This window comes from Oleisolibacter albus (assembly GCF_003336875.1).
Taxonomy (GTDB): Bacteria; Pseudomonadota; Alphaproteobacteria; order Azospirillales; family Azospirillaceae; genus Niveispirillum; species Niveispirillum album.
Map to the genome: position 1 here is coordinate 1 of NZ_QGNJ01000015.1, position 24,852 is coordinate 24,852.

The 24,852-nt window shown below is 69.1% G+C and carries 16 protein-coding genes and 1 riboswitch; of the genes, 10 read left to right on the plus strand and 6 right to left on the minus strand.

All coding sequences use genetic code 11. The features are described from left to right. The 7 genes from DK368_RS17455 to DK368_RS17485 form a co-directional block, all read left to right on the plus strand. Window positions 1-1,431: pyruvate formate lyase family protein (locus DK368_RS17455; RefSeq protein ID WP_114395263.1), on the plus strand; the 1,431-nt coding region annotated here is incomplete at its 5' end. A 28-nt stretch (window positions 1,432-1,459) separates the two neighbouring features. Next, entirely contained in the window at window positions 1,460-2,242 is a 783-nt protein-coding gene (gene pflA, locus DK368_RS17460; RefSeq protein ID WP_114395264.1) for a pyruvate formate-lyase-activating protein, read from the plus strand. Window positions 2,243-2,258: 16 nt separating this feature from the next. Beyond that, on the plus strand, window positions 2,259-3,461 hold the full coding sequence (locus tag DK368_RS17465; protein ID WP_114395265.1) for an acetate/propionate family kinase: 1,203 nt from the start codon (window positions 2,259-2,261) through the stop codon (window positions 3,459-3,461). Window positions 3,462-3,513: 52 nt separating this feature from the next. Continuing rightward, window positions 3,514-5,628, plus strand: coding sequence for a phosphate acetyltransferase (gene pta, locus DK368_RS17470; RefSeq protein ID WP_114395266.1), 2,115 nt, complete (start codon window positions 3,514-3,516; stop codon window positions 5,626-5,628). Continuing rightward, complete coding sequence (locus tag DK368_RS17475) at window positions 5,628-6,500, plus strand: formate/nitrite transporter family protein (RefSeq protein ID WP_114395267.1); 873 nt, start codon at window positions 5,628-5,630, stop codon at window positions 6,498-6,500. The genes pta and DK368_RS17475 overlap by 1 nt, the downstream gene beginning before the upstream one ends. A 244-nt stretch (window positions 6,501-6,744) precedes the next feature. Continuing rightward, window positions 6,745-7,557 carry an alpha/beta fold hydrolase gene (locus DK368_RS17480; RefSeq protein ID WP_114395268.1) on the plus strand — a complete coding sequence of 271 codons (813 nt, stop codon included), beginning with the start codon at window positions 6,745-6,747 and terminating at the stop codon, window positions 7,555-7,557. Further along, a complete protein-coding gene (locus DK368_RS17485; RefSeq protein WP_114395269.1) occupies window positions 7,554-9,950 on the plus strand; it encodes a hybrid sensor histidine kinase/response regulator in 2,397 nt (798 codons plus the stop codon). The genes DK368_RS17480 and DK368_RS17485 overlap by 4 nt, the downstream gene beginning before the upstream one ends. Before the next feature lie 104 nt (window positions 9,951-10,054). On the opposite strand, the gene DK368_RS17490 is transcribed toward DK368_RS17485, so the two are convergent. The 6 genes from DK368_RS17490 to DK368_RS17515 all read right to left on the minus strand — a co-directional run bounded on the left by DK368_RS17490 (window position 10,055) and on the right by DK368_RS17515 (window position 19,817). After that, window positions 10,055-11,446, minus strand: coding sequence for an NAD-dependent succinate-semialdehyde dehydrogenase (locus tag DK368_RS17490; RefSeq protein WP_114395270.1), 1,392 nt, complete (start codon window positions 11,444-11,446; stop codon window positions 10,055-10,057). A 210-nt stretch (window positions 11,447-11,656) separates the two neighbouring features. Continuing rightward, window positions 11,657-13,333 carry a putative transporter gene (locus tag DK368_RS17495; RefSeq protein ID WP_205028274.1) on the minus strand — a complete coding sequence of 559 codons (1,677 nt, stop codon included), beginning with the start codon at window positions 13,331-13,333 and terminating at the stop codon, window positions 11,657-11,659. 214 nt (window positions 13,334-13,547) lie between these two features. Further along, window positions 13,548-15,746, minus strand: a complete 2,199-nt coding sequence (locus DK368_RS17500; RefSeq protein WP_114395271.1) for a heavy metal translocating P-type ATPase — start codon at window positions 15,744-15,746, stop codon at window positions 13,548-13,550. A 77-nt stretch (window positions 15,747-15,823) separates the two neighbouring features. Next, window positions 15,824-17,044, minus strand: coding sequence for a PepSY-associated TM helix domain-containing protein (locus DK368_RS17505; RefSeq protein ID WP_205028275.1), 1,221 nt, complete (start codon window positions 17,042-17,044; stop codon window positions 15,824-15,826). Between the two features lie 25 nt (window positions 17,045-17,069). Further along, on the minus strand, window positions 17,070-19,148 hold the full coding sequence (locus DK368_RS17510; protein WP_114395272.1) for a TonB-dependent receptor: 2,079 nt from the start codon (window positions 19,146-19,148) through the stop codon (window positions 17,070-17,072). 198 nt (window positions 19,149-19,346) lie between these two features. Continuing rightward, window positions 19,347-19,817 (minus strand): DUF2946 family protein, encoded by a 471-nt coding sequence (locus tag DK368_RS17515; RefSeq protein WP_114395273.1) that lies wholly within the window; start codon window positions 19,815-19,817, stop codon window positions 19,347-19,349. A 434-nt stretch (window positions 19,818-20,251) separates the two neighbouring features. Between DK368_RS17515 and ccoG the strand changes: the two genes are divergently transcribed. The 3 genes from ccoG (at window position 20,252) to pyk (ending at window position 24,848) form a co-directional block, all read left to right on the plus strand. Continuing rightward, complete coding sequence (ccoG, locus tag DK368_RS17520; protein ID WP_162306081.1) at window positions 20,252-21,715, plus strand: cytochrome c oxidase accessory protein CcoG; 1,464 nt, start codon at window positions 20,252-20,254, stop codon at window positions 21,713-21,715. Between the two features lie 69 nt (window positions 21,716-21,784). Beyond that, window positions 21,785-21,896: riboswitch (SAM-I-IV-variant riboswitch) on the plus strand. 71 nt (window positions 21,897-21,967) lie between these two features. Beyond that, window positions 21,968-23,254: a cystathionine beta-lyase gene (metC, locus tag DK368_RS17525; protein ID WP_114395275.1), complete on the plus strand. Its 1,287-nt coding sequence runs from the start codon at window positions 21,968-21,970 to the stop codon at window positions 23,252-23,254. 142 nt (window positions 23,255-23,396) lie between these two features. After that, complete coding sequence (pyk, locus tag DK368_RS17530) at window positions 23,397-24,848, plus strand: pyruvate kinase (protein ID WP_114395340.1); 1,452 nt, start codon at window positions 23,397-23,399, stop codon at window positions 24,846-24,848. Window positions 24,849-24,852 lie beyond the last annotated feature (4 nt).

Here is a 24,852-nt window from a genome sequence, read left to right on the forward strand (position 1 = left end):
GTCTCCACCTTCCTGGACATCTACATCCAGCGCGACATCGAGGCCGGCGTCCTGACCGAAGAGCAGGCGCAGGAGATGATCGATGACATGGTCATCAAGCTGCGCATCGTCCGCTTCCTGCGCACGCCGGAATATGACCAGCTGTTCTCCGGCGACCCGACCTGGGTGACCGAGTGCCTGGGCGGCATGGCCATGGACGGCCGTCCGCTGGTGACCCGGAACAATTTCCGCATGCTGCAGACCCTGTACAATCTGGGTCCGGCCCCGGAGCCGAACCTGACGGTGCTGTGGAGCACGCAGCTGCCGCGCGGCTTCAAGGATTTCTGCGCCAAGGTCTCGGCCGACACCAGCGCCATCCAGTACGAGAACGACGACCTGATGCGGCCGCATTGGGGCGACGATTACGGCATCGCCTGCTGCGTCTCGGCCATGCGCATCGGCAAGCAGATGCAGTTCTTCGGCGCCCGCGCCAACCTGGCCAAGGCCCTGCTCTACGCCATCAATGGCGGCGTGGACGAGAAGTCGGGCGCCGTGGTGGCCAAGGGCTTCGAGCCGATCACCGGCGACGTGCTGTCCTATGACGAGGTCGTGGCCAAGTTCGACAAGATGATGGACTGGCTGGCCAAGACCTATGTCAAGGCGCTGAACACCATCCATTACATGCACGACAAGTACGCCTACGAGCGGATCGAGATGGCGCTGCATGACCGTGACATCCTGCGCACCATGGCCTGCGGCATCGCCGGCCTGTCGGTGGCGGCGGACAGCCTCTCGGCCATCAAATACGCCAAGGTCTCGGTCATCCGCGACGAGTCCGGCCGCGCCGTCGATTACAAGATCGAGGGCGAGTACCCGGCCTATGGCAACAATGACGACCGCGCCGACACGATCGCCGTGTGGCTGACCAAGACCTTCATGGACAAGGTCGCGGCCCAGCCGCACTTCTATCGCAAGTCCATGCCGACCCAGTCGGTGCTGACCATCACCAGCAACGTCGTCTATGGCAAGAAGACCGGCAATACACCGGACGGACGCCGGGCCGGCGAGCCCTTCGCCCCCGGGGCCAACCCGATGAACGGCCGCGACCGCAAGGGCTTCGTCGCCGCCGGCGCCTCGGTGGCCAAGCTGCCCTACGACTCCGCCCTCGACGGCATCAGCTGGACCGCCTCCGCCACCCCCGACGCCATGGGCCATACCGAGGCCGAACGGACCCGCAACCTCGCCAACTGCCTCGACGGCTTCGCCGCCGCCGGCGGCTTCCATGTCAACGTCAACATCTTCAAGCGCGACATGCTGCTCGACGCCATGGAACATCCCGAGCTCTATCCCCAGCTCACCATCCGCGTCTCCGGCTATGCCGTCAACTTCGTCAAGCTGACACGCGAGCAGCAGCTCGACGTCATCAGCCGCACCTTCCACGAGCACATGTGATCGTGGACCGGTGAGTAAGGAGAAGCGCATGTCAGGCCCCGACCACACCACCGCGCCGTCCCCCCGGGGACATGAGGCGGTCACGACGGGATACCTCCACTCCGTGGAAACAGGTGCCGCCGTCGACGGGCCGGGCATGCGCTTCGTCTTCTTCCTCTCCGGATGCCAGTTGCGCTGCCTCTATTGCCATAATCCCGATACCTGGAAGCTGCATGACGGCCGGGCCGTCACGCTGGACGAGGCGGTGGCCGAAGTGGCCCCCTATGCCGGCTTCCTGCGCTTCGCCGGCGGCGTCACCCTGTCGGGTGGCGAACCGCTGGTACAGGCCCCCTTTGCCGGGGCGTTGATGACCCGCATCAAGGCGGAGTACGGACTGCACACGGCCCTGGACACCCAGGGCGCGCTGCATGCCAACGTCTCCGACGATTGGTTCGACGCCACCGATCTAGTTCTGCTCGATATCAAACATTCCGATCCCGAGCAGTATCACCGTCTCACCGGATACGCACTGCAGCCGACGCTCGATTTCGCGCGCCGGCTGGTCCGCCTGGGAAAACCCATGTGGATCCGCTACGTGCTCGTGCCCGGTCTGACGGATGGACGCGACGATATCCTGCGGCTGGCGGATTTCGTCGCGGACCTGGGACCGCTGGTGGAGCGGGTCGAGGTCCTGCCCTTCCACAATCTGGGTGCCTCAAAATGGGCGCGCCTGGGTCTGACTTACACACTTGCAGACACGCCGACCCCCACGGCCGATCAGGTCCGCACCGCACGCGGCCTCTTCGCCTCCCGGGGCTTGACCGTGACTTGATCGAGGGACCGTTCCGATGCTCCATAGCCCGCTGATTCTCGTCATCAACTGCGGCAGCTCCTCCCTGAAGTACGCCGTTTTCGCCGCCGACAGCCGTGATCCCCTGATTTCGGGGCTGGCCGAGTGCCTGGGCGCCGCCGATGCGCGCCTGCACTGCAAGCAGAACGGCGTCAAGACCACCACCAGCCTGGATGGCGGCGGACACGAAGCCGCCGTGGAGGGCCTGCTGGCCATCCTGTCCGAACGCGGCCTGCTGTCTGGCATCGGTGCCGTCGGGCACCGCGTCGTCCATGGCGGCGAGCGCTTCGCCCGCTCCATCCGTCTCGACGCCGAGATCCTGACCGACATCGAGGCCGTCAGCGGCCTCGCCCCGCTGCACAACCCGGCCAACCTCATCGGCATCCGCATGGCCATGGCCAAGCTGCCCTGGGTGCCGCAGGTGGCCGTGTTCGACACCGCGTTCCACCAGACCATGCCGGAAGAGGCCTATCTCTACGCCATTCCGCGCAAGCTCTATGACGAGCATGGCGTCCGCCGCTACGGCTTCCACGGCACCAGCCACCGCTTCGTGGCGGAGGAAGCCGTCCGCCTGCTGCAGCTGGACCCCGCGGATCACGGCATCGTCATCGCCCATCTGGGCAACGGCGCCTCGGCCACCGCGGTCCTGAACGGACGCAGCATCGACACCACCATGGGCATGACCCCGCTGGAGGGGCTGGTCATGGGCACCCGCTCCGGCGATGTCGACCCCGGCATCCTGACCTATCTGGCCACCAAGCTGGGCTGGAGCGCCGCCACCATCGACCATGTGCTGAACAAGGAAAGCGGCCTGCTGGGCCTGTCCGGCCTGTCCAATGACTGCCGCACCCTGGAGGCCGCCGCGGCCGAGGGCCATGCCGGCGCCAAGCTGGCGCTGGATGTCTTCGTCCACCGTCTGGCCCACCATATCGGCGGCCTGGCCACCACGCTGCCGCGGCTCGACGCCGTGGTCTTCACCGGCGGCATCGGCGAGAATTCGGCCTTCATCCGCGCCTCGACCCTGCAGCGCCTGGGTCCGCTCGGCCTGGATCTGGACGAAGCGGTCAACCGCGACACCGTGGGCGGGGCCACCGGCCTCATCAGCCGCTCCGTGCGCCCGGCCGCCGTCGTCATTCCGACCAACGAGGAATGGATGATCGCCCGCGATGCCGCCGAACTGGCGGAACTCCTCGTCCACTGACTGCCCCTTGCAACCGGCCGCCCCCACAGGGCGGCCGGAGAGGTTTACGACCATGTCCAGCCATAAGACCCTGTTCCTCGTCCCCACATCCCACGATGCGGGGCTGACCTCCATGGCGCTCGGCCTCGTGCAGGCCCTGCAGTCCCAGGGGCTGTCCGTCGGTTTCGTCAAGCCGATCTCGCAGCCGGAGGAAGTGTCCCGCACCACCGACCCCTCGGTCCATTTCGCCAGCAGCCTCTGCGGCGTCAACGCCCCGCGCGGCCTGACCTTCCAGCAGGCGGAACAGCGCCTGCGCACCGGCGACATGGATGCGCTGATGGAGGAGGTGGTGGCCCTGGTGGACAGCGCCAGCCACGCCAAGGATGTGGTCGTGGTCGAAGGCCTGATCCCCTGTGATGCCGCCCCCGGCGCCCAGGCGCTGAACGCCGCCATGCGCCGCAGCCTGGCCGCATCGCTGGTGCCGGTGGTCGATGGCAGCGCCCAGCCGCTGGCCGACCTGCCGGAGATGCTGGAGATCACCGCCCGCACCTATGCCGAGGCCGAGCTGGCCGCCGGCAACACCCCCTTCGCCGGCGTCCTGGTCAACAAGCTGACCGACGGCTCGACCGCCGCCGATATCGCCGCCCAGATCGGCCGCCGCACCCCGGTGCTGGCCGCCGTGCCGTTCGAGCCGTCGCTGAACGCCCCGCGCGTCAGCGAGGTGGTCGAGGCCCTGTCGCTGCAGGTGATCCATCCCGGCACCATGGCCCAGGCCCGCGTGCATGAGGTGGTGGTCGCCGCCCAGGCCGTGGAGAAGGTCATCGACCGCATGGGCCCCGGCACCCTGGTCGTCACCCCGACCGACCGCAGCGACGTGGCCCTGGCCGCGGCCCTGACCCATCAGAACGGCGTGCCGCTGGCCGGCCTGCTGCTGACCTGTGGCGGGACCCTGCCGGCCTCGGTCTATGCGCTGATGGCCCATGCCCGCGAGTCCGGCCTGCCGGTGCTGGGCACGGCGGCCGACACCTATGGCACCGCCAGCCGCCTTGCCGCCCTGAACTGCCATGTGGCCACCGACGACGAGCGGCAGATGGAGCAGGTGCTGCGCTTCATCGCCACCCGCATCGACTGCGCGCCGCTGCTGGTCAGCATCGAGGAGGAGGAGGACGACCGCATGTCGCCGCCGGTGTTCCGCCACCGGCTGATCCAGTCCGCCCGCTCCGCCGCCAAGCGCATCGTCCTGCCGGAAGGCGACGAGCCCCGCACCATCCAGGCCGCCCTGCGCTGCCACGAGAAGGGCATCGCCCATTGCGTGCTGCTGGCCGAGCCGGCGAAGGTGCATGACGTCGCCCGCGGCCTGGGCCTGTCGGTTCCCGACAGCCTGGAGATCATCGATCCGGCCCGCGTGCGCGACCGCTATGTCCCGCACATGGTGGAGATGCGCAAATCCAAGGGCATGACGCCCGCGCAGGCGGCCGAGCAGCTGGAGGACGCGGTGGTCCTCGGCACCATGATGCTGGCCCTGGACGAGGTGGACGGCCTGGTCTCCGGCGCCGTGCACACCACGGCCAACACCGTGCGTCCGGCCCTGCAGCTGATCAAGACCCGGCCCGGCGTCAGCCTGGTGTCCAGCGTGTTCTTCATGCTGTTGCCGGACCAGGTGCTGGTCTATGGCGACTGCGCCATCAATCCCAATCCGACGGCCGAACAGCTGGCCGAGATCGCGGTCCAGTCCGCGGACTCCGCCAAGGCCTTCGGCATCGAGCCGCGCGTGGCCATGATCTCCTACTCCACCGGCACCTCCGGCACCGGTGACGATGTGGAGAAGGTGCGTGAAGCCACCCGTCTGGCCAAGGCGCTGCGGCCGGACCTGCTGATCGACGGTCCGATGCAGTACGACGCCGCCAGCGTCGCCAGCGTCGGCCGGCAGAAGGCGCCGGGCAGCCCGGTGGCCGGTCATGCCAACGTCTTCATCTTCCCGGACCTCAACACCGGCAACACCACCTACAAGGCGGTGCAGCGCTCGGCCAATGTCGTCAGCGTCGGCCCGATGCTGCAGGGCCTGCGCAAGCCGGTGAACGACCTGTCCCGCGGCGCCCTGGTGGATGACATCGTCTACACCGTGGCCCTGACGGCCATCCAGGCCACCGGGCAGAAGCAGGCCACGCCGGATCTGGTGGGGGCGTGATGGACGAGCACAAGCCCGCCCCCTTCATCGATGCCCCCCTGCCGGAGGGCATCGCCCGGGCGGCCGAGAATCTCGGCGTCAAGAAAGCCCACTATGGCGGGGCGACCCTGTTCGCCCTGGCCGTTCTGGCCGGGGCCTTCATCGGCCTGGGCGCCATGATCGCCACCCTGGTCGTCTCCGGCGCCGACGGCATGATGCCGTTCGGCGTGACGAAGCTGCTGGGCGGGTTCGTGTTCTCCCTTGGCCTGATCCTGGTGCTGGTGGGCGGCGCCCAGCTGTTCACCGGCGACATGCTGATGGTCATGGCCTGGGCCAGCGGCAAGCTGCGCATCCGGGACATGGTCCGGGTCTGGACCATGGTCTGGCTCGGGAATTTCGTCGGGGCGGCCATCACGGCCGTCCTGGTCTTCCTGTCCGGGCAGTACATGTTCGGCCATGGTGCCGTCGGGGCCACGGCCGTCTATTACGCCGTCGCCAAGACGGGCTATCCGCCCTTCCAGGCCCTGGTGCTGGGCATCCTCTGCAATGTGCTGGTCTGTCTGGCGGTCTGGCTGTCGCTGGCGGCCCGCAGCGTCACCGACAAGGTGCTGGCCATCGTCTTCCCGGTCACCGCCTTCGTCGCCGCCGGCTTCGAGCACTGCGTCGCCAACATGTACTATGTCCCCATGGGGCTGCTGATCCAGCACGGCGCTCCGGCGGAGTTCTGGCATGAGATCGGCCGGGCCGCGCCGGAGATCCCGCTGGGGGCCTTCATCGTCAACCTGCTGGCCGTGACGGCCGGCAACTGGATCGGCGGCGCCATCCTGGTCGGTGCCATCTACTGGTTCATCTATCTGCGTCCGCGGGACGCGGCCGGCAAGGCCGCCCACTGATCCCAGGCCGGGTTCCGGTCCCGACGTCGGGACCGGCGCTGCGGGCATTCCAGACAAGGGCCAGGGTTCCGGCAGCGGGACCCTGGCCCTTGGCATTCCAGCGCCCCGGCCTGGATGATCCTGCCATGACAGGTTCCCCCTTCCGGTCGGGCTCCTGTTTTGCCACAGTCGTTCGACTGGTAACGGCCGGCCGGGGCACGCATCCTCCGTCCCCGGCGGACGGACCGTCGGCGAAGGAAGCCCCATGCAGACCGTGCTGGCGCGGCATAACGGCCGGATTCTCGGCAACGGCCCAGTGACCCTGGTCCTGGCCCACGGCTATGGCACCGACCAGAGCGCCTGGGACCGGCTGCTGCCCTGGGCAACCCGGCATTTCCGTGTGGTTCTGTTCGATCTGGCGGGATGCGGCCCGGGAGGCGCGGATCTGTTCGACCCCCGGCGCCATGGCAGCCTGTACGGCTTCGCCGACGATCTGGTGGCGCTGGTTGAGACCTGCTGCGACCGGCCCTGCCTCTATCTTGGCCATTCCGTCAGCGGCATGGTCGGCGCGCTGGCGGCCATCGCCCGGCCCGACCTGTTCGACCGTCTGCTGTTGCTGGCCGGCAGCCCCCGCTACCTCAACGATCCCGACAGCGGCTATGTCGGCGGCTTCGACCAGCCGGCGCTGGATGGCCTCTATGCCGCCATGGCCACCAACTTCTCCACCTGGGTCGCCGGCTTCGCCCCGCTGGTGGTCGGCGTGGAGCATCCGGCCCTGCAGGAGTTCTCCCGCACCCTGTTCTCCATGCGGCCGGACATCGCCCTGGCCATCGCCCGCACCATTTTCCAGTCCGATCTGCGCGGCATCATCGGCCGGCTGACGGTCCCCGCCGTGATCCTGCAGCCGGCCGAGGACATGGCCGTCCCCCTTGCGGTGGGGCACTATCTGCAGCAGGCTTGGCCGGGAAGCACGCTGGATGTCATCCCCACCCGCGGACACCTGCCGCACATGACCGCGGCGGATCAGGTGCGGGCGGCGCTGGAGCGGCATCTGCCGCTGGTGGACGCCGGCGTATGATGGTCCGCCCCGCGTTCGACGCACCGGAGGGCGGCAGCGGCCTGGACGCCGTGCTGGAGATGCTGCGGGCGGCGCTGGGGGCCGGGGCGGCCGTCGCCGTCGCCCGGCGCGGTCCGGTCTGCCTGCCCATCGCCGCCGCCGGGTCCGCAGTGCCGGCCGGCGCCTTCGCCACGGACCGGTTGAGCTGGAGCGGGACGCGGACCGACGGCCTGGTGCTGCTGGCCCCATCGGCCCTGCCCGTCTGCCTGCTGCCGCTGCTGGAGACAGGTGCGGCCCAGGCGGCGCTGCTGGTGCCGCCCGCGGACAGCGAGGGCGTTGTCGCCGGTGGCATCCTGCTGCTCTGGCCGCAGCCACACCCCCTGGCCGGGCATGAGCCGGTGGCCGCCGTCCTGGCCCCGCGCCTGCCCCAGATGATCCGCGACCATGAGTCCGCCCATCTCTGGCAGCAGATGCGGGTGCGCTTCGAGGATCTGCTGGCCAGCATCCCCATCGGGCTGGTGTTCACCGATGCCCGGTCCGAGGATTGTCTGGTCAATGCCGCTGCGGCCGACCTGTTGGGCTGCCCGCCCGGGATCATCGCCCCGGCCGATCTGGCGCAGCGGATGCAGGCGCTGCGGCGGCGCTGCGCCAATGCCGACTCCCTGGAAAAGGGCATCATCGTCGCCCTGGCCCACCCCCACGCGCGGGCGACGGAGATCTGGGACCTGGACGACCGCCTGCTGTCGGTGGAGTCCCGCCCGCTGCTGGGCAACGGCCAGTTCGGGCGGGTCTGGATCTTCGAGGATGTGACCACGGCGCACAGGGCCCGGACCCAGTTGGAGCATCTGGCTGCGGACCTGCGTCTGGCCCGCGATCAGGCCCAGGCCGCCAACGAGGCGAAAAGCGCTTTCCTGGCCACCATGAGCCATGAGATCCGCACACCCTTGAACGCGGTGCTGGGCTTCGCCGACCTGCTGCGCGACACGCCCCTGTCCGATGAGCAGCGCACCTTCGTCGATCTGCAGTACGAGGCCGGGCGCAGCCTGCTGGCCATCATCAACGACATCCTGGATTTCTCGAAGATCGAGGCCGGACGGCTGGCCATCGACCCGCATCCCTTCGATCTGCGGCGGGTGCTGGAAGGCTGCCTGGGCATGGTGCGCACGACGGCCCAGGACAAGGGGCTGTCGCTCGATCTCGATGTGGCGGCCGATGTGCCGGCGATGGTGGTAGGCGACGGGCTGCGCCTGCGTCAGGTGCTGCTGAACCTGCTGAGCAATGCGGTGAAGTTCACCGCCGTCGGGTCGATCCGGGTCCAGGTCCAGGGTGACCCCGGCCCGGATGGCGTCTGGAAGCTGCTTCTGCGGGTGGAGGACACCGGCATCGGCATCCCGACGGAGAAGGTCGAGCAGCTGTTCGAGCCGTTCACCCAGGCCGATGCCTCCACCACGCGGCATTTCGGCGGCACGGGGCTGGGGCTGGCCATCTGCCGGCGGCTGATCCAGGCCATGGGGGGCGATATCGGCCTGGCCCCGCGGCCCGGCGGGGGCAGCTGCTTCTGGTTCACCCTGCCCCTTCCCGCGGCCAGCAATCTGGACCCGGCGGACGCCGGAACCCTGTCGCGCCCAGCCCTGCCGCGGCGCGGACGCATCCTGGTGGTGGATGATCTGCGGGCCAACCAGATCCTGGTCTCTGCCATGCTGCGCAAGGCAGGCCAGCAGGTGATCCTGGCCGACAACGGCCTGCAGGCCGTGGAGGCCGCAAGCGGCGGCGGGTTCGATCTGGTGTTGATGGATGTGCAGATGCCGGTGATGGACGGTCTGGAGGCCAGCCGCCGCATCCGTGCGCTGGATGGTCCGGCCGGGCAGGTGCCGATCCTGGCCCTGACCGCGGCCATCCTGCCGGAGGAACTGGCCCGCTGCCGCGACGCGGGCATGAACGGCCATGTGGCCAAGCCGGTGAACCAGGACGATCTGCTGCACAAGAGCATGCTCTGGCTGGACGCGGGACCGCAGCCCGAGACGGCGGCGGCCGGGGACCCGGCCATTGCCGCCCAGCCCGACATCGACATGACCGTGCTGGACCTGATCGCGGATACGGTCGGCCAGGCCACGCTGGAGCAGATCGTGGCCGCGGCCCATCCGGCGCTGCGCGCCGATCTGGCGCAGCTGGCCCATGCGCCGGAACCGGAGAGCGCGGCGCGGGCCGCCCACCGGCTGGTGTCCACCGCCGGCAATCTGGGCTTCCGCGGACTGGCCGATCTGGCCCGCCGCCTGGACCAGGCCGCCAAGGCCGGCGACCGGGCCGGCATGGCCGCCCTGATCCCGCAGATCCAGGCCGAAGGAGTGCGGGCCGAGCGCTGGCTGGCCGCCCGGTTCCCCGACCGGGCCGGCGGTCCGGCCCTGATGGGCTGAACGGCCGGGACTTCGAGGCCGGGACAAACCCGGGTCGGCCCCAACCCCGATCGGCGCGAACCGGAGGCCGGCCCCATCCCGGGACCGGCCCCGACCGCTGCGGATCAGAACTTGGCGTCGATATCGACGACGCCGATCAGCTTGTGGTTGACGAACTCCTTGATGCCCAGGCCGATCAGCTCGCGGCCATAGCCGGAGCGGCGGATGCCGCCGAAGGGCAGATCGGCCTTCACCATGGTCGGGTGATTGACGAAGACCATGCCGGTGGAGATGCGGCGCGCCACCGCTTCGCCATGCTTGACGTCACGGGTGAAGACGGAGCCACCCAGCCCGAAGGGCGAGTCATTGGCGATGCGGATGGCATCCTCCTCGTCCTTGGCCCGGAACAGCATGGAGACCGGCCCGAAGAACTCCCAATACCGGGCCGGATTGTCCTCGCCCACATTGGTCAGGATCGTCGGCTGCACGAAGGCGCCGCGCGACGGCACCTTCGGCCCCACCTCGGTGGCGGTGGCGCCATGGGCAACCGCCTCGCGGATCTTCTCCCGCACCTCGTCGGCCGCGGCCTGGGAGGACAGGGGGGCCAGAGTCGTCTCGGGGTCCAGCGGGTCGCCGGCCTTCAGCCCGGCCACGCCCTGCGCGTACAGCTCCAGGAAGCGGTCATACAGATCATCGACGATGATCATGCGCTTGGAGGAGACGCAGACCTGCCCGCCGTTCCAGTGGCGGCCGAACACGGCCCAGCGCACCGTCTTCTCCAGATCGGCATCGGCCAGCACCACGAAGGCGTCGGCACCGCCCAGTTCCAGCGTGGATTTCTTCAGCGCCTTGCCGGCCTGGGCCGCCACCACGGCGCCCGCTCCCTCCGAGCCGGTCAGGGCCACGCCATGCACCCGCGGATCGTTGATGATCATCTCGATCTGGGAGCGGGTGGCATACAGGTTGCGGAAGGCGCCCGCCGGCAGACCTGCCCGCAGCATCAGCGCCTGGAAGGCGGCGGCGCTCTGCGGCACGTTGGCGGCATGCTTCAGCAGCATGGTGTTACCGGCCGACAGCTGCGGCGCGATGATGCGGGCGATCTGGTAGTAGGGGAAGTTCCAGGGCTCGATGGCCAGCAGCACGCCGAGCGGCTCGCACACCAGCGTGGCAACACCCGTCTCCGGATCGGCCACGGGCAGCGTCTCCGGCGCCAGCAGCGTCTCGGCGTGGCGGGCGTAGTAATCGAGGATATCGGCGGACAGGGCCACCTCCAGCTTGGCCTCGACCAGCAGCTTGCCCATTTCCATGGTCAGGATGCGGGCATAGGCGTCGGTTTCGGCCCGCAGAATCTCGGCGGCCTGATGCAGGATGGCCGCGCGCTCGGCGAAGCTGGTCGTGCGCCAGGCAAGGAAGGCCTGATGGGCGGCATCAATGGCCTGGCGGACCTCGTCATCCGTCGCGTCCGGAAAAGTTTTCAGCACGTCCCCGGTAAAGGGGTTGGTCGTTGCGTAAGCCATGGTGCGCTCCCTTGGGTTGTTTTCGGCGGCGGGAGACCTGGCCAGGCCCGTATCCGCCCGGCGCCTTTCCCGCTTGCCAAATTAACCGCATTGTGGTTAATTAAACCCGCAATACGGTTCACTTCCCTTTGTTTGGGCCGAACCACGTCCAGGTGCAACAGTGAAGCGGCTGACCGGACTGAGGTGGATTGCCGCGCCCGGGCGCAGAACTCAACTCAGCAGCAGGACCAGAACCTGCGGGGCCAGAATGCGCAGGCACATGGCCAGCGGATAGACCGTGGTATAGGCCAGGGCCGGCGCCTCGGACGCGGCGATGGCATGGGCGTAGGCCAGACCCGGCGGATTGGTCTGACCCCCGGCCATGATGCCGCAGATGCTGAGAAAATTGAGCTTCAGCACACCGCGGGCTATGACGCCCGTCACAAGCAGCGGGACCAGGGTGACCAGAACGCCCCAGGCCATCCAGGGCAGGCCCGCCCCGCTCAGCAGCGTCTCGACGAAACGGGCGCCGGAGGCGATGCCCAGCACGGCCAGGAACAGCACGATGCCGATCTCGCGCAGGGCCAGATTGGCGGCCGGCGGCATGAACCAGACCAGCCCGCCCAGATGCCCCAGCCGTGACAGCAGGATGGCCACCACCAGCGGGCCGCCGGCCAGCCCCAGGCGCAGCGGCGCCGGCAGGCCGGGGATGAACAGGGGAATAGACCCGACGATGGCGCCGAGGGCGATGCCGATGAACATCGGGATGATCTCCACCTGCTGCAGACGGCGCTGGGAATTGCCGATGAGCTGGGCGGCGGATTTCAGCCCCTCGGGCCGGCCGATGACGGTCAGGATGTCACCGAACTGCAGACGCAGCGCCGCGTCCGGAACCAGTTCGACACCGGCGCGGTTGACGCGGCTGATGACCACCTTGAGGCTGCGCACATCGAGCGCGGCGATGGGCTTGCCCAGAATGGCGTTGTTGGTGACGACGATGCGTTCCCATTTCAGTTCGGTGCCCTGGGTGGTCAGGGCCACATCGGCTTCCCGCCCCAGGGCCCGCTTGACCTCGTCCAGCTTGGCCTGCGGCCCGACCAGATGCACCGTATCGCCCACGCGCAGCGGGATGTCGGGCTGCGGCACCATCAGTTGCCGGTCGCGCAGCAGGCGCGAGACGACGACGCCCAGCTGCGGCAGCATGGAGAGCTTGCCCAGTTCCACCCCGTCCATTTCCGGATTGAGAATGACCACGTCCATGGCGTGGAGTTCGGCGATCTCACGCCGGCGGGCCGCCTCGAACTCGGCCGCCTCCTTGTGCGGATCGATGCGGAACAGGATGCGGATGGTCGACATGGCCAGCAGGTTGCCGGCGATGCCGAACGGATAGGTCACGGCGAAGGCCAGGCCGGGCAGAAGCAGCAGGCCGGCATCGGCCCCCACCTCGGTCAAGACCTGCTGGGTCGCCGCCAGGGCCGGAGCATTGGTGACACCGCCGGCAAAGACGCCCAGCGCCGGCGCCAGGGGCACAATGCCGAACACCGTCAGCGCCGCCGTCACCAGCACCGACAGCAGCACCATGAGCAGGGCCAGGCCGTTGAAGGCCAGCCCGGTGGTCCGCAACCCCTCGATGAAGCCTGGTCCCACCTGGACGCCGATGGTGTAGACGAACAGGATCAGGCCGAAATCCCGGATGAAATCCATCATCTCGGGATTGAAGGAAACACCGCACTGGGCCGCGAGATGGCCACCGGCGATCCCGGAGAACAGCACGCCGCCGATGCCGAGGCCGATGCCGCGGATACGGATCTGCCCCAGGGCGACACCCGCCGCGGAGACCAGGCTGAGGACCAGCACCACGCGGGCCAGAGCCGGCATTCCGAGAAACAGGTCGACCAAGAGCTGCATACAATCCCCCGACAGCCATAGCACCGGCCCCGCCGGCACTCCCTTGGACGGTTACCAGCAGGGCACGGCGGCAGCCCGTATTGGTTGCGCTGTCAGCCACTCTGGAAGTAACGGTCCGTTATGAACACGCTACCCCATTACCATTGGACCCGGGTTGATCCGAACCGTTCCGCTCCCATCTGTCGCACCACGTCCGGGAAAGGCAGCCACCACGTCAGCGCAGGGCAGAGCGGCTCGCCAGCAGACGCATGGCATTGAGTGTCACGATCACCGTGGCCCCGGTGTCGGCCAGCACGGCCAGCCACAGCCCGGTCACGCCAGCCAGCGTGGTGACCAGGAACACCGCCTTCAGCCCCAGGGCAATGACGACATTCTGATGGATGGTGCGCAGGGTTGCGCGTGACAGCGTTATCATGTCGGCAACACCGTCGACGCGGCTGCCCAGAAGCGCCGCGTCGGCGGATTCCAGGGCCACATCGGTGCCCCCGCCCATGGCAACGCCCACATCGGCCGCGGCCAGGGCCGGCCCGTCATTGATGCCATCTCCGACCATGGCCACGGGGCCGTCCTGCTTCAGGTCGGTGATGGCCCGCAGCTTGTCCTCGGGCAGAAGCCCGGCCTGCACCTCGATACCCAACCCGTCGGCAATGGCCGCAGCCGTGCGGGCATTGTCCCCGGTCAGCATCAGCGTCCGCACGCCCAGCGCGCGCAACCGTGCCAGAGCGCGGGCGGCATCGGGCCGCGGTTCGTCGCGCACAGCGATCAGGCCCAACGCTTGACCGTCGGCCAGAACGGCGACCACGGTCTTGCCTGCGGCCTCCAGGGCTTCAACCCGATCCAGCGGCAGGCTGGCTCCGCGCTCCAGCGCGTGGCGGACGGAGCCGACCTCCACCCGCCGGCCAATGACAATCCCCTCCGCGGCACGGCCCGGCTGGGCCTTCTGCTCCCGCACCGGACGCGGCGGCACGGCCTCGGCGGCGGCCTTGGCCAGGATGGCCCGGGCGATGGGATGGCTGGAGCCGGTTTCCACCGCCGCCGCCAGCCCCATCAGGGTGCCGTCGCTGCCGGACAGCAGCACAAGGTCCGTGACCTGGGGCTCGCCGCGGGTCAGGGTGCCTGTCTTGTCGAAAGCGACGGTCCGCATATGGCCCATGGCCTCCAGCGCGGCACCGCCCTTGATCAACAGGCCGCGCCGCGCGCCGGCGGCAATGCCGGAGGTGATGGCCGCCGGGGTGGACAGCACCAGGGCGCAGGGGCAGCCGATCAGCAGCACCGCCAGCCCGCGATAGATCCAGGTCTGCCAGTCGGCCCCCGCCACCAGCGGCGGGATCAGCACGGTCAGGAGGGCGATGAGGATGACCAGCGGCGTGTAGCGGGCACTGAAGCGCTCGATGAAGCGGGCGGTGGGGGCGCGGCTGGCCTCCGCCTCCTCCACCATGCGGATGATGCGGGCGATGGTGTTGTCGGCCGCGGCCCGCGTCACGCGGATCTGCAGGGCGCCGGTGCGGTTGATGCTGCCCGCCAGCACCGTGTCGCCCTCGCCCCTGGTCACCGGCACGGACTCGCCGGTAATGGGGGATTCGTCCAGGTCGGAGCGGCCATCGCTGATCGTGCCGTCGGCGGGCACCCGGTCTCCAGGCCGGACCAGAAGGGTCTGGCCCACCTCCACCCGGGCCGCCGGTATCGCCCGCGCGCCCCCCTCCTCCACCAGCAGGGCCATGCGCGGCACCAGAGCCGTCAAGGCGCGGATGCCCGACCGGGCCCGCCCCGCCGCCACCCCTTCCAGCAACTCGCCAATGGCGAACAGCAGCACGACGACGGACGCCTCCGCCGTCTCTCCAATGGCGATGGCGCCCAGGGTCGCCACCACCATCAGCATCTCGATGCTGAAGGGTGATCCGGTGCGCGCCAGCAGCAGGGCACGACGCCCGAACACGGCCAGACCGGCAAGGGCGGCGGGCAGCAGGGCATAGGGTTCCGCCGTCGGCAGCAACCAGGGCAATACCCAGCCGGCAGCCACCAGCAGCCCGATCACCAGGGTGATCCGCAGCTTGGGCGACAACCACCAGGGCGTCCCGGCAGCGCTGTCCGCCTCCTCCGCGATGGTGGTGCCATCTGCTGCGACAATGCTGAGCCCGTCCAGACGCTGGAGCGTATAGCCCAGCGCCCGGATGACCTGTTCCAGCCCCTCCCGCGGCGTGGCGGCCGGATCCAGGGTCAGCTTCAGCAGCTGCGACTGGTAATTCAGGCTGATTGCATCGACGCCGGGCAGGCGGCGCAATGCCGTTTCCACCTTGGCCACGCAACTGGGACAATCCATGCCGCCGACGCGGTAGCGCAGCGGCTCAGGCCCCACGGCGGGAGCCGCGGAGGACGGTGAAGCGGTGGCGGACAGATCCGCGAACTGATCCATGACAGGCTCTCCCAGGGGCCGGGCATGATTGCGCCACCCGACCGCCGCCTGGGATAGACCCTGTAGCCGCTACAGGGTCAAGACCCCGCCTTGCCCGCCACCGATGCGCGCCGGGCGCGGCACTTATGGCGCCAGCGCAGGAGGCCGGTGAGGCAGAGCACCGGCGGCACCAGCCCGGACAGCAGGATCAGCCAGCGCCCAGCCATGCCGAACGCCTCGCCGCTGTGCAACGGGTGCAGCCAGGCCAGCAGCGTATCGCCGGCCCTGTCCCGCAGGCCGTCGCGCACATCCAGAATGCGGCCGGTCAGCGGATGCACCCAGACATTGGTGCGGGGAAACCGGCGGCTGGGCTCGCCCGGCTGCCACAGATTGATGCGGTAGGCCCCCTGGTGCAGGCCCGGCGTCTCGATCCAGGCCAGTTCGGCCGTGGGAAAGCGCTGGCGGGCCACAGCGACGGCGGCATCCAGATCCAGACGCCGCCCCTCCGGCGGCAGATGGACGGAACCGGTCACCGGGACATGCAACGGTGACACCCGGTCGAGCAGCGGCCGCACCACGCCCGGCAGGCTGAGCAGCACGCCGGTGACCACCACGACCAGCAGCGGCACCAGACCGGTGAGGCCGGCCAGCTTGTGCAGATCATAGATGCGCCGCTGCGGTGATGCGCCCCGCTTCAGCGCCAACGCTCCCCGCCATTTGCCGGCGGCCGGCCACCACAGATACAGGCCGCCCAGCAGCAGAAGCAGCTGACCGATCCCCGCCACGCCCATGATGATGGCACCGTCCGCCCCCAGCAGCAGACGGTAATGCAGATCGTACAGCCAGGTGGTGAGGTAGTCGCCCCAGAAGGCCTGGCGCAGCACGGTCAGCGCGTGCGGATCGATCCACAGCATCAGCGGGGCGAAGGACCGCGCCTCCGTCTCCGCCGGCCAGTAATAGCGGATGGGAATCGGCCCGCCCGTCTCCGTCACTTCGATCCGCCAGGGGCCGCTGCGGCCGGGTTCGGCCCGCAGCAGCGCCTGATAGACCGCCTCATAGCTTGGGGGCCGCCCCGCGGCCGGCACCGGCCGCAGGGCCGGGTGCAGACCCCGGTCAAGCTCGGGATAGAAGACCAGCAGGCTTCCCGTCAGCCCGGCCAGCACGAACAGCAGCCCCACCGACAGGCCGAGCCAGCGATGGAGCCACCCCCAGAGAGCGCGGGCCATGCGGCCCGGGACAGTGCGCACCGCAAGGGCACGCCCCGCCCGCACCCGGCCGGCGGACGCCGGACCGCGGAGAGCTGAGAAACGGATGGTCATGGCCCCGCTCCTTGGTCCGGCAGCCTTAGAACCGCAGGGTCACGGTGCCGTAGACGGCACGTTTGTCGCCCGGCGAATGCAGCGACTGGATGCCGTCCCACCAGACATAGGCATAGTCGGTGTTGGTCAGGTTCTTGACCTGGACCGAGGCTTCCACCGTCTCGGTGACCTGATAGGCGATCTCCGCCGTCAGCAGCACATAATCACCGAACTTGCCCTTGCTGTTGCTGGACTCCAGGTAATAGCTGCTCTGGCCATTGCCCCAGAGCGACAGGCGCAGGTCGGGCGTCGGTTGCACGTCGATGCCGCCGGAACCGAGCCAGGACGGCACATGGTCGATGCGGTTGCCGCGGGTGGCGGGGGAGGCCGGGTCGGGTTCGCGGATCTCGCCCTTCTGCCAGGCGACGGCCAGCCACAGCTCCAGCCAGTCCAGCGGCCGGACATTGACCTGGGCATCGATGCCCTGACGCCGGGTCTTGCCCAGATTGTCGAAATCGCCCAGCGGATCGTTGAGCTTGCGCTTCACCTCGCCCGAGGCCGTCTGCTCCCAATAGGCCAGCCGGGTTTCCAGCCAACGGCCGGGGGACAGCTTCACGCCGGTTTCCCACCCCTCATTGACGGAGGCGGCCAGATCGGTGGTGCGCGGCGGGATCTTGTAGGCGCCGGAGCCAACGCCGATCTGGAAGCTGCGCCCCCAATTGCCATAGACCACCACACCATCGACCGGTGTCAGGGCGGCGCTGATCTTGGGCTGGTCGATGGTGCCGTAATCATTGACATCATAGCCACGACCGCTCAGCCGGTCATGATGGTCGCCGCCGACGGCATCCACCCGGTAGGCCGGGACGATCTTCAGGAAGTCCGTCGGTTCGATCACCGCCTGGACATAGCCGCCATAGACATCGAGATCGAAGGACTGGTCGCGGGTCTGGCTGGTGCGCTGACGGGCGCGCGTCAGATAGCGCAGGCTCTTGTTGTCCTGGATCTGGACATCGCCCCCCGCCTCCAGCATCAGCGCATGCAGGCCGCTGTCCTGCACATGGTAATGCACGGCGGCAATGCCGCCATACTGCCATTCATCGGTGACGCGCTCCTGCTGCGACGTCCCCGGCGAGAACTGCACCCAGCGCCGGTCCTTGAAACGGTTGACATAGGCGCGGGCCATGGCGTCGGCATGGTCGCCCAGATCGGTGTCGAGATGCAGGCTGCCCTGGGCCAGCCGCCGCCGGCCACGATCGGTCGCGTTGTAGGCATTGGTGGCGGAGGGGCGCTCCTCGGCGTCCACCCGCGTCAGATAACCTGCCTCCTCGGCATTGTTGCGGGCATAGCGCAGGATGGCACCGACGCGGGTGCCGCCGTCGCCCAGCGTGTAGAACCATTTGCCGGCGGCGCTGAGCCGGTCGGCATCGCCATGGTCGCGGTAGCCGTCGCTCTGCCGATAGGCCGCCATGTAATTCTGGCTGAAGCCGCCCTCCTCGATCCCGGCCACAGCCTGCCCCTCGAAGGTTGCGAAGCTGCCGGCAGTCAGACGGGCCTGCTGGTAGTTGCCGCCGGTCCGCGTCTGCATGTCGGCGCTGCCGGCGATGGCGTGCAGGCCCCAGCGCGGATCGGCGGTGCCGCGCACCGTCTCCACCGCTGCCAGCTCCAGCGGGAACACCATGTCCAGAAACGGCATGTTGCCGTCATTGCTGTTGCTGGGGATGCCGTCGATCAGCAGCTTGACGGCATTGATCTCGCCCTCGCCGTTGAAGCCGCGGAAGGAGAATTTGCCGCTGGTGGTGCCCTGATTGAAATCGGTCAGCAGCACGCCGGGCATGCGGCCCATGAGTTCCCAGGCGCTGTCCACCACCTGCCGTTCCAGCAGGTCGCCGCCCAGCCGGTCGACAGAACTGTAGAGCGTGGCGCTGGACCGGGCCATGCGCGTGCCGGTCACCACCACCTCGCCGATGGTGAAGGTGGCATCATCGGCCGCCAGGGCGGCGACCTGGGCCGGGGCGGCGGGCGGATCCTCCGCCGCGGCGATGGCGGGCATGGCGGAAAGCACGCTCAGGGACAGGACGGCCGGGGACACGCCGGCCAGGATACGGGTGCGGAACAGGGACATGGTCTGATCTCGACGGACGGAGGCTGCCCGGGTGACGGATGGCGGCCCATCGGCCACGGCACGCCGGCACGGGCGCGGAACGGCGCAAACCGATCAGCGCGCACAGGGACCCGCAGGCAGCAGGACTGGATCTGGGTCGGGAAACCGGCGGCGGGACAGCGCCGACATCGGGCGGCTGTCACATCGGCCGGACGGCCATCAGGCCGGAATCAAGGTCCCGGCGGGCGGCCCGCGGGCCAGACGATCATCGCTGCGGAAGATGCAGCGGGTGGCCGGCAGACGCGGCGGGCGCAGCGTCCCCAGGCGGGGCCAGACCAGCAGCAGGACCACAAGCGCCAGCAGCACCGGCAGGGCCCAGCCCAGGGTCAGGGCAAAGGGACACAGCCCCGGCGGGGTTCCGTCCGCCCCGGTGCCGCCATGACCACCGTCCGGCCGGGTTTCCCCGACCGCTGCGACCTTGGCGACCACACCGTCGGGCCGCGTCAGATCCATCAGCACCGTCATCTCGCCGGACCCGGTGCAGATCACCAGCGGGATCGCCCCCTGCGACAGGCGGCTGAGGTCCGGCATCATCCCGACCGGCACCAGGCCGCGCAGCAGCATCGCACCCAGAAGCAGGCACGACAGCAGCCAACGGAACCGGCGGTGCTGGGTCGGGGTGACGCTCATGGGACTCCTGATACCAGGGGACGGTTCATGCTGGCAACGGCTGCCGCATCGCAACAAAACACAATTCCGTTCTCCGGCATGTCGGCCCGGATACAGTCACGGCAATACACGACACAATGAAAGAATTTTCGTCGAAGAAAATACAAAACATATATTCAGAAAAATATACGCCCATGCGCTTGATATTCGTCAACTCGAACAGGACACAAGATCAAGTTATTATTGTTTTCTCCAGAAAATGAAGTTCAGTTTGATCCCCATCAATTCAATAACTCCGAAAATCCATTTCCCTCACCACATGATCGCGCCGGCATATGGTTTCTGCCGTCGATCATGCTTCCGCTTTCCTTTCTAGGACGGGCCGGCAACCGCGTCTTTGCGCGCCCACAAACAGACCGCCCGGTTCACCGTCCCGCTTGGCAAAGGCCAGACAGATGCCGTTCGATGCAGCGCCGATCCGCGATCCTTCGCAACGCAAGGCCTATCCGCAGTCGGTCGCCGGACCGTTCCGCCGGACCAAGACGGCACTGTCGAGCCTGATTCTGGGCCTGTTCCATCTGGGACCCTGGCTGCGCTGGGACCGGGGCGCGGGCTTTCCCGATCAGGCGGTGCTGCTGGATCTCGACCGGGGCCGGGGCTGGCTGCCCGGCGCCGTGCTGTGGCCGGACGAGGTCTATCATCTGGTCGGGCTGCTGATCGCCGCCGCCATCGCCCTGTTCGGTGTTTCCGCCCTGTACGGCCGCGTCTGGTGCGGATTCACCTGCCCGCAGACGGTGTGGACGGAGCTGTTCGTCCGCATCGAGGCGCTGCTGGAAGGGGACCGCAACGCCCGCATGAAGCTGGACCAGGCGCCCTGGACAGTGGCCAAGCTGGCCCGCAAGGCGGCCAAGCACCTGCTGTGGCTGATCCTGGCCGTGGTCACCGGGGCCAGCTGGACCTTCTGGTTCGTGGACGCACCGACGGCGGCCCACGCTTTCCTGACCCTGTCGGCAGGGCCGTGGATGTGGACGTCGCTGCTGGTGATCGCCGCCAGCACCTATCTGCTGGGCGGGCTGACGCGGGAGAAGTTCTGCGTCTATATGTGCCCCTGGGCCCGAATCCAGACGGCCATGGGCGACCTCTCCACCCGCAGCATCACCTATGACGCCGCACGCGGCGAGCCGCGCGGCAAGGCGCGGGCCGGCGGCCCGCCCATGGGCGACTGCATCGATTGCACACTGTGCGTCCGCGTCTGCCCCACCGGGACCGACATCCGGGCCGGCTACAGCGTGTCCTGCATCAATTGCGGGCTCTGCGCCGATGCCTGTGCTCCGGTCATGCGCAAGCTGGGCCGCCCGACCGGCCTGATCGCCTTCGCCGCGGCGGCAGAGGCAGAGGCAGAGGCGGCGGCGCGGGCGGAAAGGACCTATGCCCTGACACCCACCGCCCCCGCGCGCCCCTCGACGCGCACCCCGCCCCGGCGTCGCCTGTCCGCCAAGGGTGTGATTTCCGCCGCCGCCGTCACCGGCATCCTGCTGCTGATGGCCGGCGTCTTCGCCCTGCGGCCCAGCCTGACCGTCGCCGCGCAGCAGGAGCGGTCCCCCGTGGCCGTGGCCCTGGCCGACGGCAGGGTGCGCAACGGCTACCGGCTGAACCTGTCCAACCGTACCCTGGCCCCGGCCACCTATGTCATCACCGCCGAGGGGGTGGACGGAGCGGAGCTGCGCAACCCCGCAGAGGATGAGACCGGGCAAACACTGCGCGTCGCGGTCGCTGCCGACAGCACCCAGACGGTCCGGCTGTTCGTCACGGCCCCGGACGGTGCCGGCGGCAACAGGCCCCTGCATCTGCGCATCCAGGATGCCGGCACAGGTGAGGTGGCGATGGCGGAGACGGTCTTCAGCCTGCTGAAACACTGACCGGCCCGCTCCGTCGGGAGGAGGCGTGGACTCCCCTCTTGCGGCACCGCCCGTTCGCAGGTATAGGCGAAGCTGCATCAAGAGTTGGGCCGACGCCCAACGCCAACCTGCCTTCCCGGGCAAGGTGGCGCCTCCCCGCGGGGGGAGGGATGCGGCCGGACCGGCAACCAATCGGGACACAGAGCCGCAGCGTCAGCCCGCCTCGACCGGCCCCCACGGGCCGGACCGTCCACCGGACCCAGGAGCGCGGATATGACCCCTACGGCCACCCTTCCAGCCCCCTCATCCCCTGCCGAGTCCGCCCAGGCCGTCCCGGGTCCAACGCCGGCGACCCTGCGCCCGGACACGCTGCTGGCCCATGTCGGGCGGTGCCGCAGCAGCACCCAGGGGGCCGTGAACCCGGCAGTGGTGCGGGCCTCGACCGTGCTGTTCGACAGCGTTGCCGCCATGCGTTCGGCCCAGCAGGGCTATGAGGGCTTCCGCTACGGCCGCTACGGCACGCCGACCACGCGCCAGCTGGAACAGGCCTATGCCACCCTGGAAGGGGCCGACGGGGCCGTGGCCGTGTCGTCGGGTTTCGCCGCCATCGTCACCGCCCTGCAGGCCTTCGTGCGGCCCGGCGACCACATCCTGGTCAGCGATGGCGTCTATGAGCCGGCCCGCCGCTTCTGCCTGACCCGCCTGGCCGAGCAGGGGGTGGAGGTGGAGTTCTTCCCCCCGCGCGAGGGGGCGGCCATCGCCCGCCGTCTGCGGCCGCAGACACGGCTGGTCTATCTGGAGGCCCCGTCCAGCATCACCTTCGAGCTGCACGACGTCCCCGCCATCGTCGATGCCGTGCGCCAGGGCGACGGAATGCGGCCGGCACCGACGGTGCTGCTGCTCGACAATACCTGGGCCACCTCCCTGTTCTACCGCCCCCTGGACCTGGGCGTGGATGTGGTGGTGCAGGCGGCGACCAAATATGTGGTCGGCCACGCCGACGCCATGCTGGGGCTGGTGGCGGCGCGCGACACCTATTTCCCGGCGCTGCGGCGGGCCGCCATTGATGGCGGTTTCTCCGCCTCGCCCGACGATGCCTATCTGGGGCTGCGGGGTCTGCGGACCCTGTCGGTGCGGCTGGAGCGGCACCAGCGCAATGCCCTGGCCGTGGCCTCCTGGCTGGAGCGGCGCCCCGAGGTGGAGCGGGTGCTCTATCCCGCCCTGCCCTCCCATCCCGACCATGCCATCTGGCGCCGGGATTTCCGCGGCGCCAGCGGCCTGTTCTCGGTTGTGCTGAAGCCCGTGACCGAGGAGCGGGTGGTCCGCTTCATCGACAGCCTGCACCTGTTCGGCATCGGCTTCTGCTGGGGCGGGTACGAATCACTGGTCTCGCCGGAGCCGGTCCAGGCCGGCCGCGACCCCGCCACCCTGGGCCTGAACGGTCCGCTGGTGCGACTTCATGTGGGATTGGAGGACCCGGCCGACCTCATCGCCGACCTGGAAGGCGCCCTGCGGCATTTGGCGCCGGCCCCGGCGGCCACCGTCGGTGGTGCGGTTTGATCTATTGGCGATCTTGCATGGGAACGGCAGTTATACTCTCCTCGAACTCGTCGACGGTCGGGACCGCTCCGGTCCGCGCCACCGTCGATGCCGCCCGCGCCATCTTGATGGCGTGACCCGTTTCGACGAGGCCCGTCTTTGCATGCGTGAACCTATCTTCCGCAATCGCCGCACCAAGATCGTTGCCACCCTGGGTCCCGCCAGCAGCAGCGAGGAGGTGATCGAATCGCTGTTCCGGACCGGCGTCGATGTCTTCCGGCTGAACTTCAGCCACGGCTCGCACGAGGACCATGCCGCCCGGCTGGCCAGCATCCGCGCCATCGAAGCCAAGTATGAGCGGCCCATCGGCGTGCTGGCCGACATCCAGGGCCCGAAGCTGCGCATCGGCACCTTCCGCAGCGGCCATGTCATCCTGCAGAAGGGCCAGAGCCTGCGCCTGGACATGAGCCCGGTCCCCGGCGACTCCACCCGGGTGCAGCTGCCCCATCCCGAAATCATGACGGCCGCCCGCGTCGGCACCCGGCTGCTGCTGGACGACGGCAAGATCCGCCTGCGTGTGACCCGTTGCGGCGAGGAGCATCTGGACACGGAAGTGCTGGTGGGTGGACGCCTGTCCGACCGCAAGGGCGTCAACGTGCCCGACGTGGTGCTGCCGATCCCGGCCCTGACCGCGAAAGACCGCCTCGACGTGGCCTTCGCCCTGGAGCTGGGGGTCGACTATATCGGCCTGTCCTTCGTGCAGCGGCCCGAAGACATCATCGAGGCCCGGGAGATCGTGGGCGACCGCGCCTGGATCCTGGCCAAGATCGAGAAGCCGCAGGCGCTGGAGCGCTTCGACGAGATCGCGGCCCTGACCGATGCCATCATGGTGGCCCGCGGCGACCTGGGCGTGGAACTGCCGGCCGAGGAAGTGCCGCTGGCGCAGAAGCGCATCGTCCGCACCGCCCGCCGCCTGGGCAAGCCCGTGGTGGTGGCGACGCAGATGCTGGAAAGCATGATCCAGGCGCCGACGCCGACCCGGGCCGAAGCCTCCGACGTGGCCACGGCCGTGTTCGACGGGGCCGACGCCGTCATGCTGTCGGCGGAGACCGCAGCCGGCCAGTTCCCGCTGGAAGCGGTGGACATCATGAGCCGCATCACCGCCCGTGTGGAGCAGGATGAAAGCTGGCGCGTGGTCACCGACGCCAGCCGCGCCCGGCTGGAACGCACCACCAGCAATGCCATCGCCGCCGCCGCCTGCCAGATCGGCGAGGATATCGATGCCAAGGCCATCGTCGCCTACACCCATCTGGGTCCGACCGCCCTGCGCATCGCCCGCGAGCGGCCGGCCATCCCGGTGCTGAGCCTGACCCCCTTCACCGCCACGGCCCGCCGGCTGGCCATTGTCTGGGGTGTGGAGCCGGTGGAGTCCCCCACCGTCCACAGCATGACCGAGGCCGTGGCCCGCGCCACCGCCATCACCCGCTCCACCGGCCATGCCGACGGCACCGGTGAGATCGTCGTCGTCGCCGGCGTGCCCTTCGGCCGCTCCGGCGTCACCAACGCGCTGCGCGTCGCCAGTATCGGTCGCAAGCGCGGGAACAGCCGCCCGTAAGGCG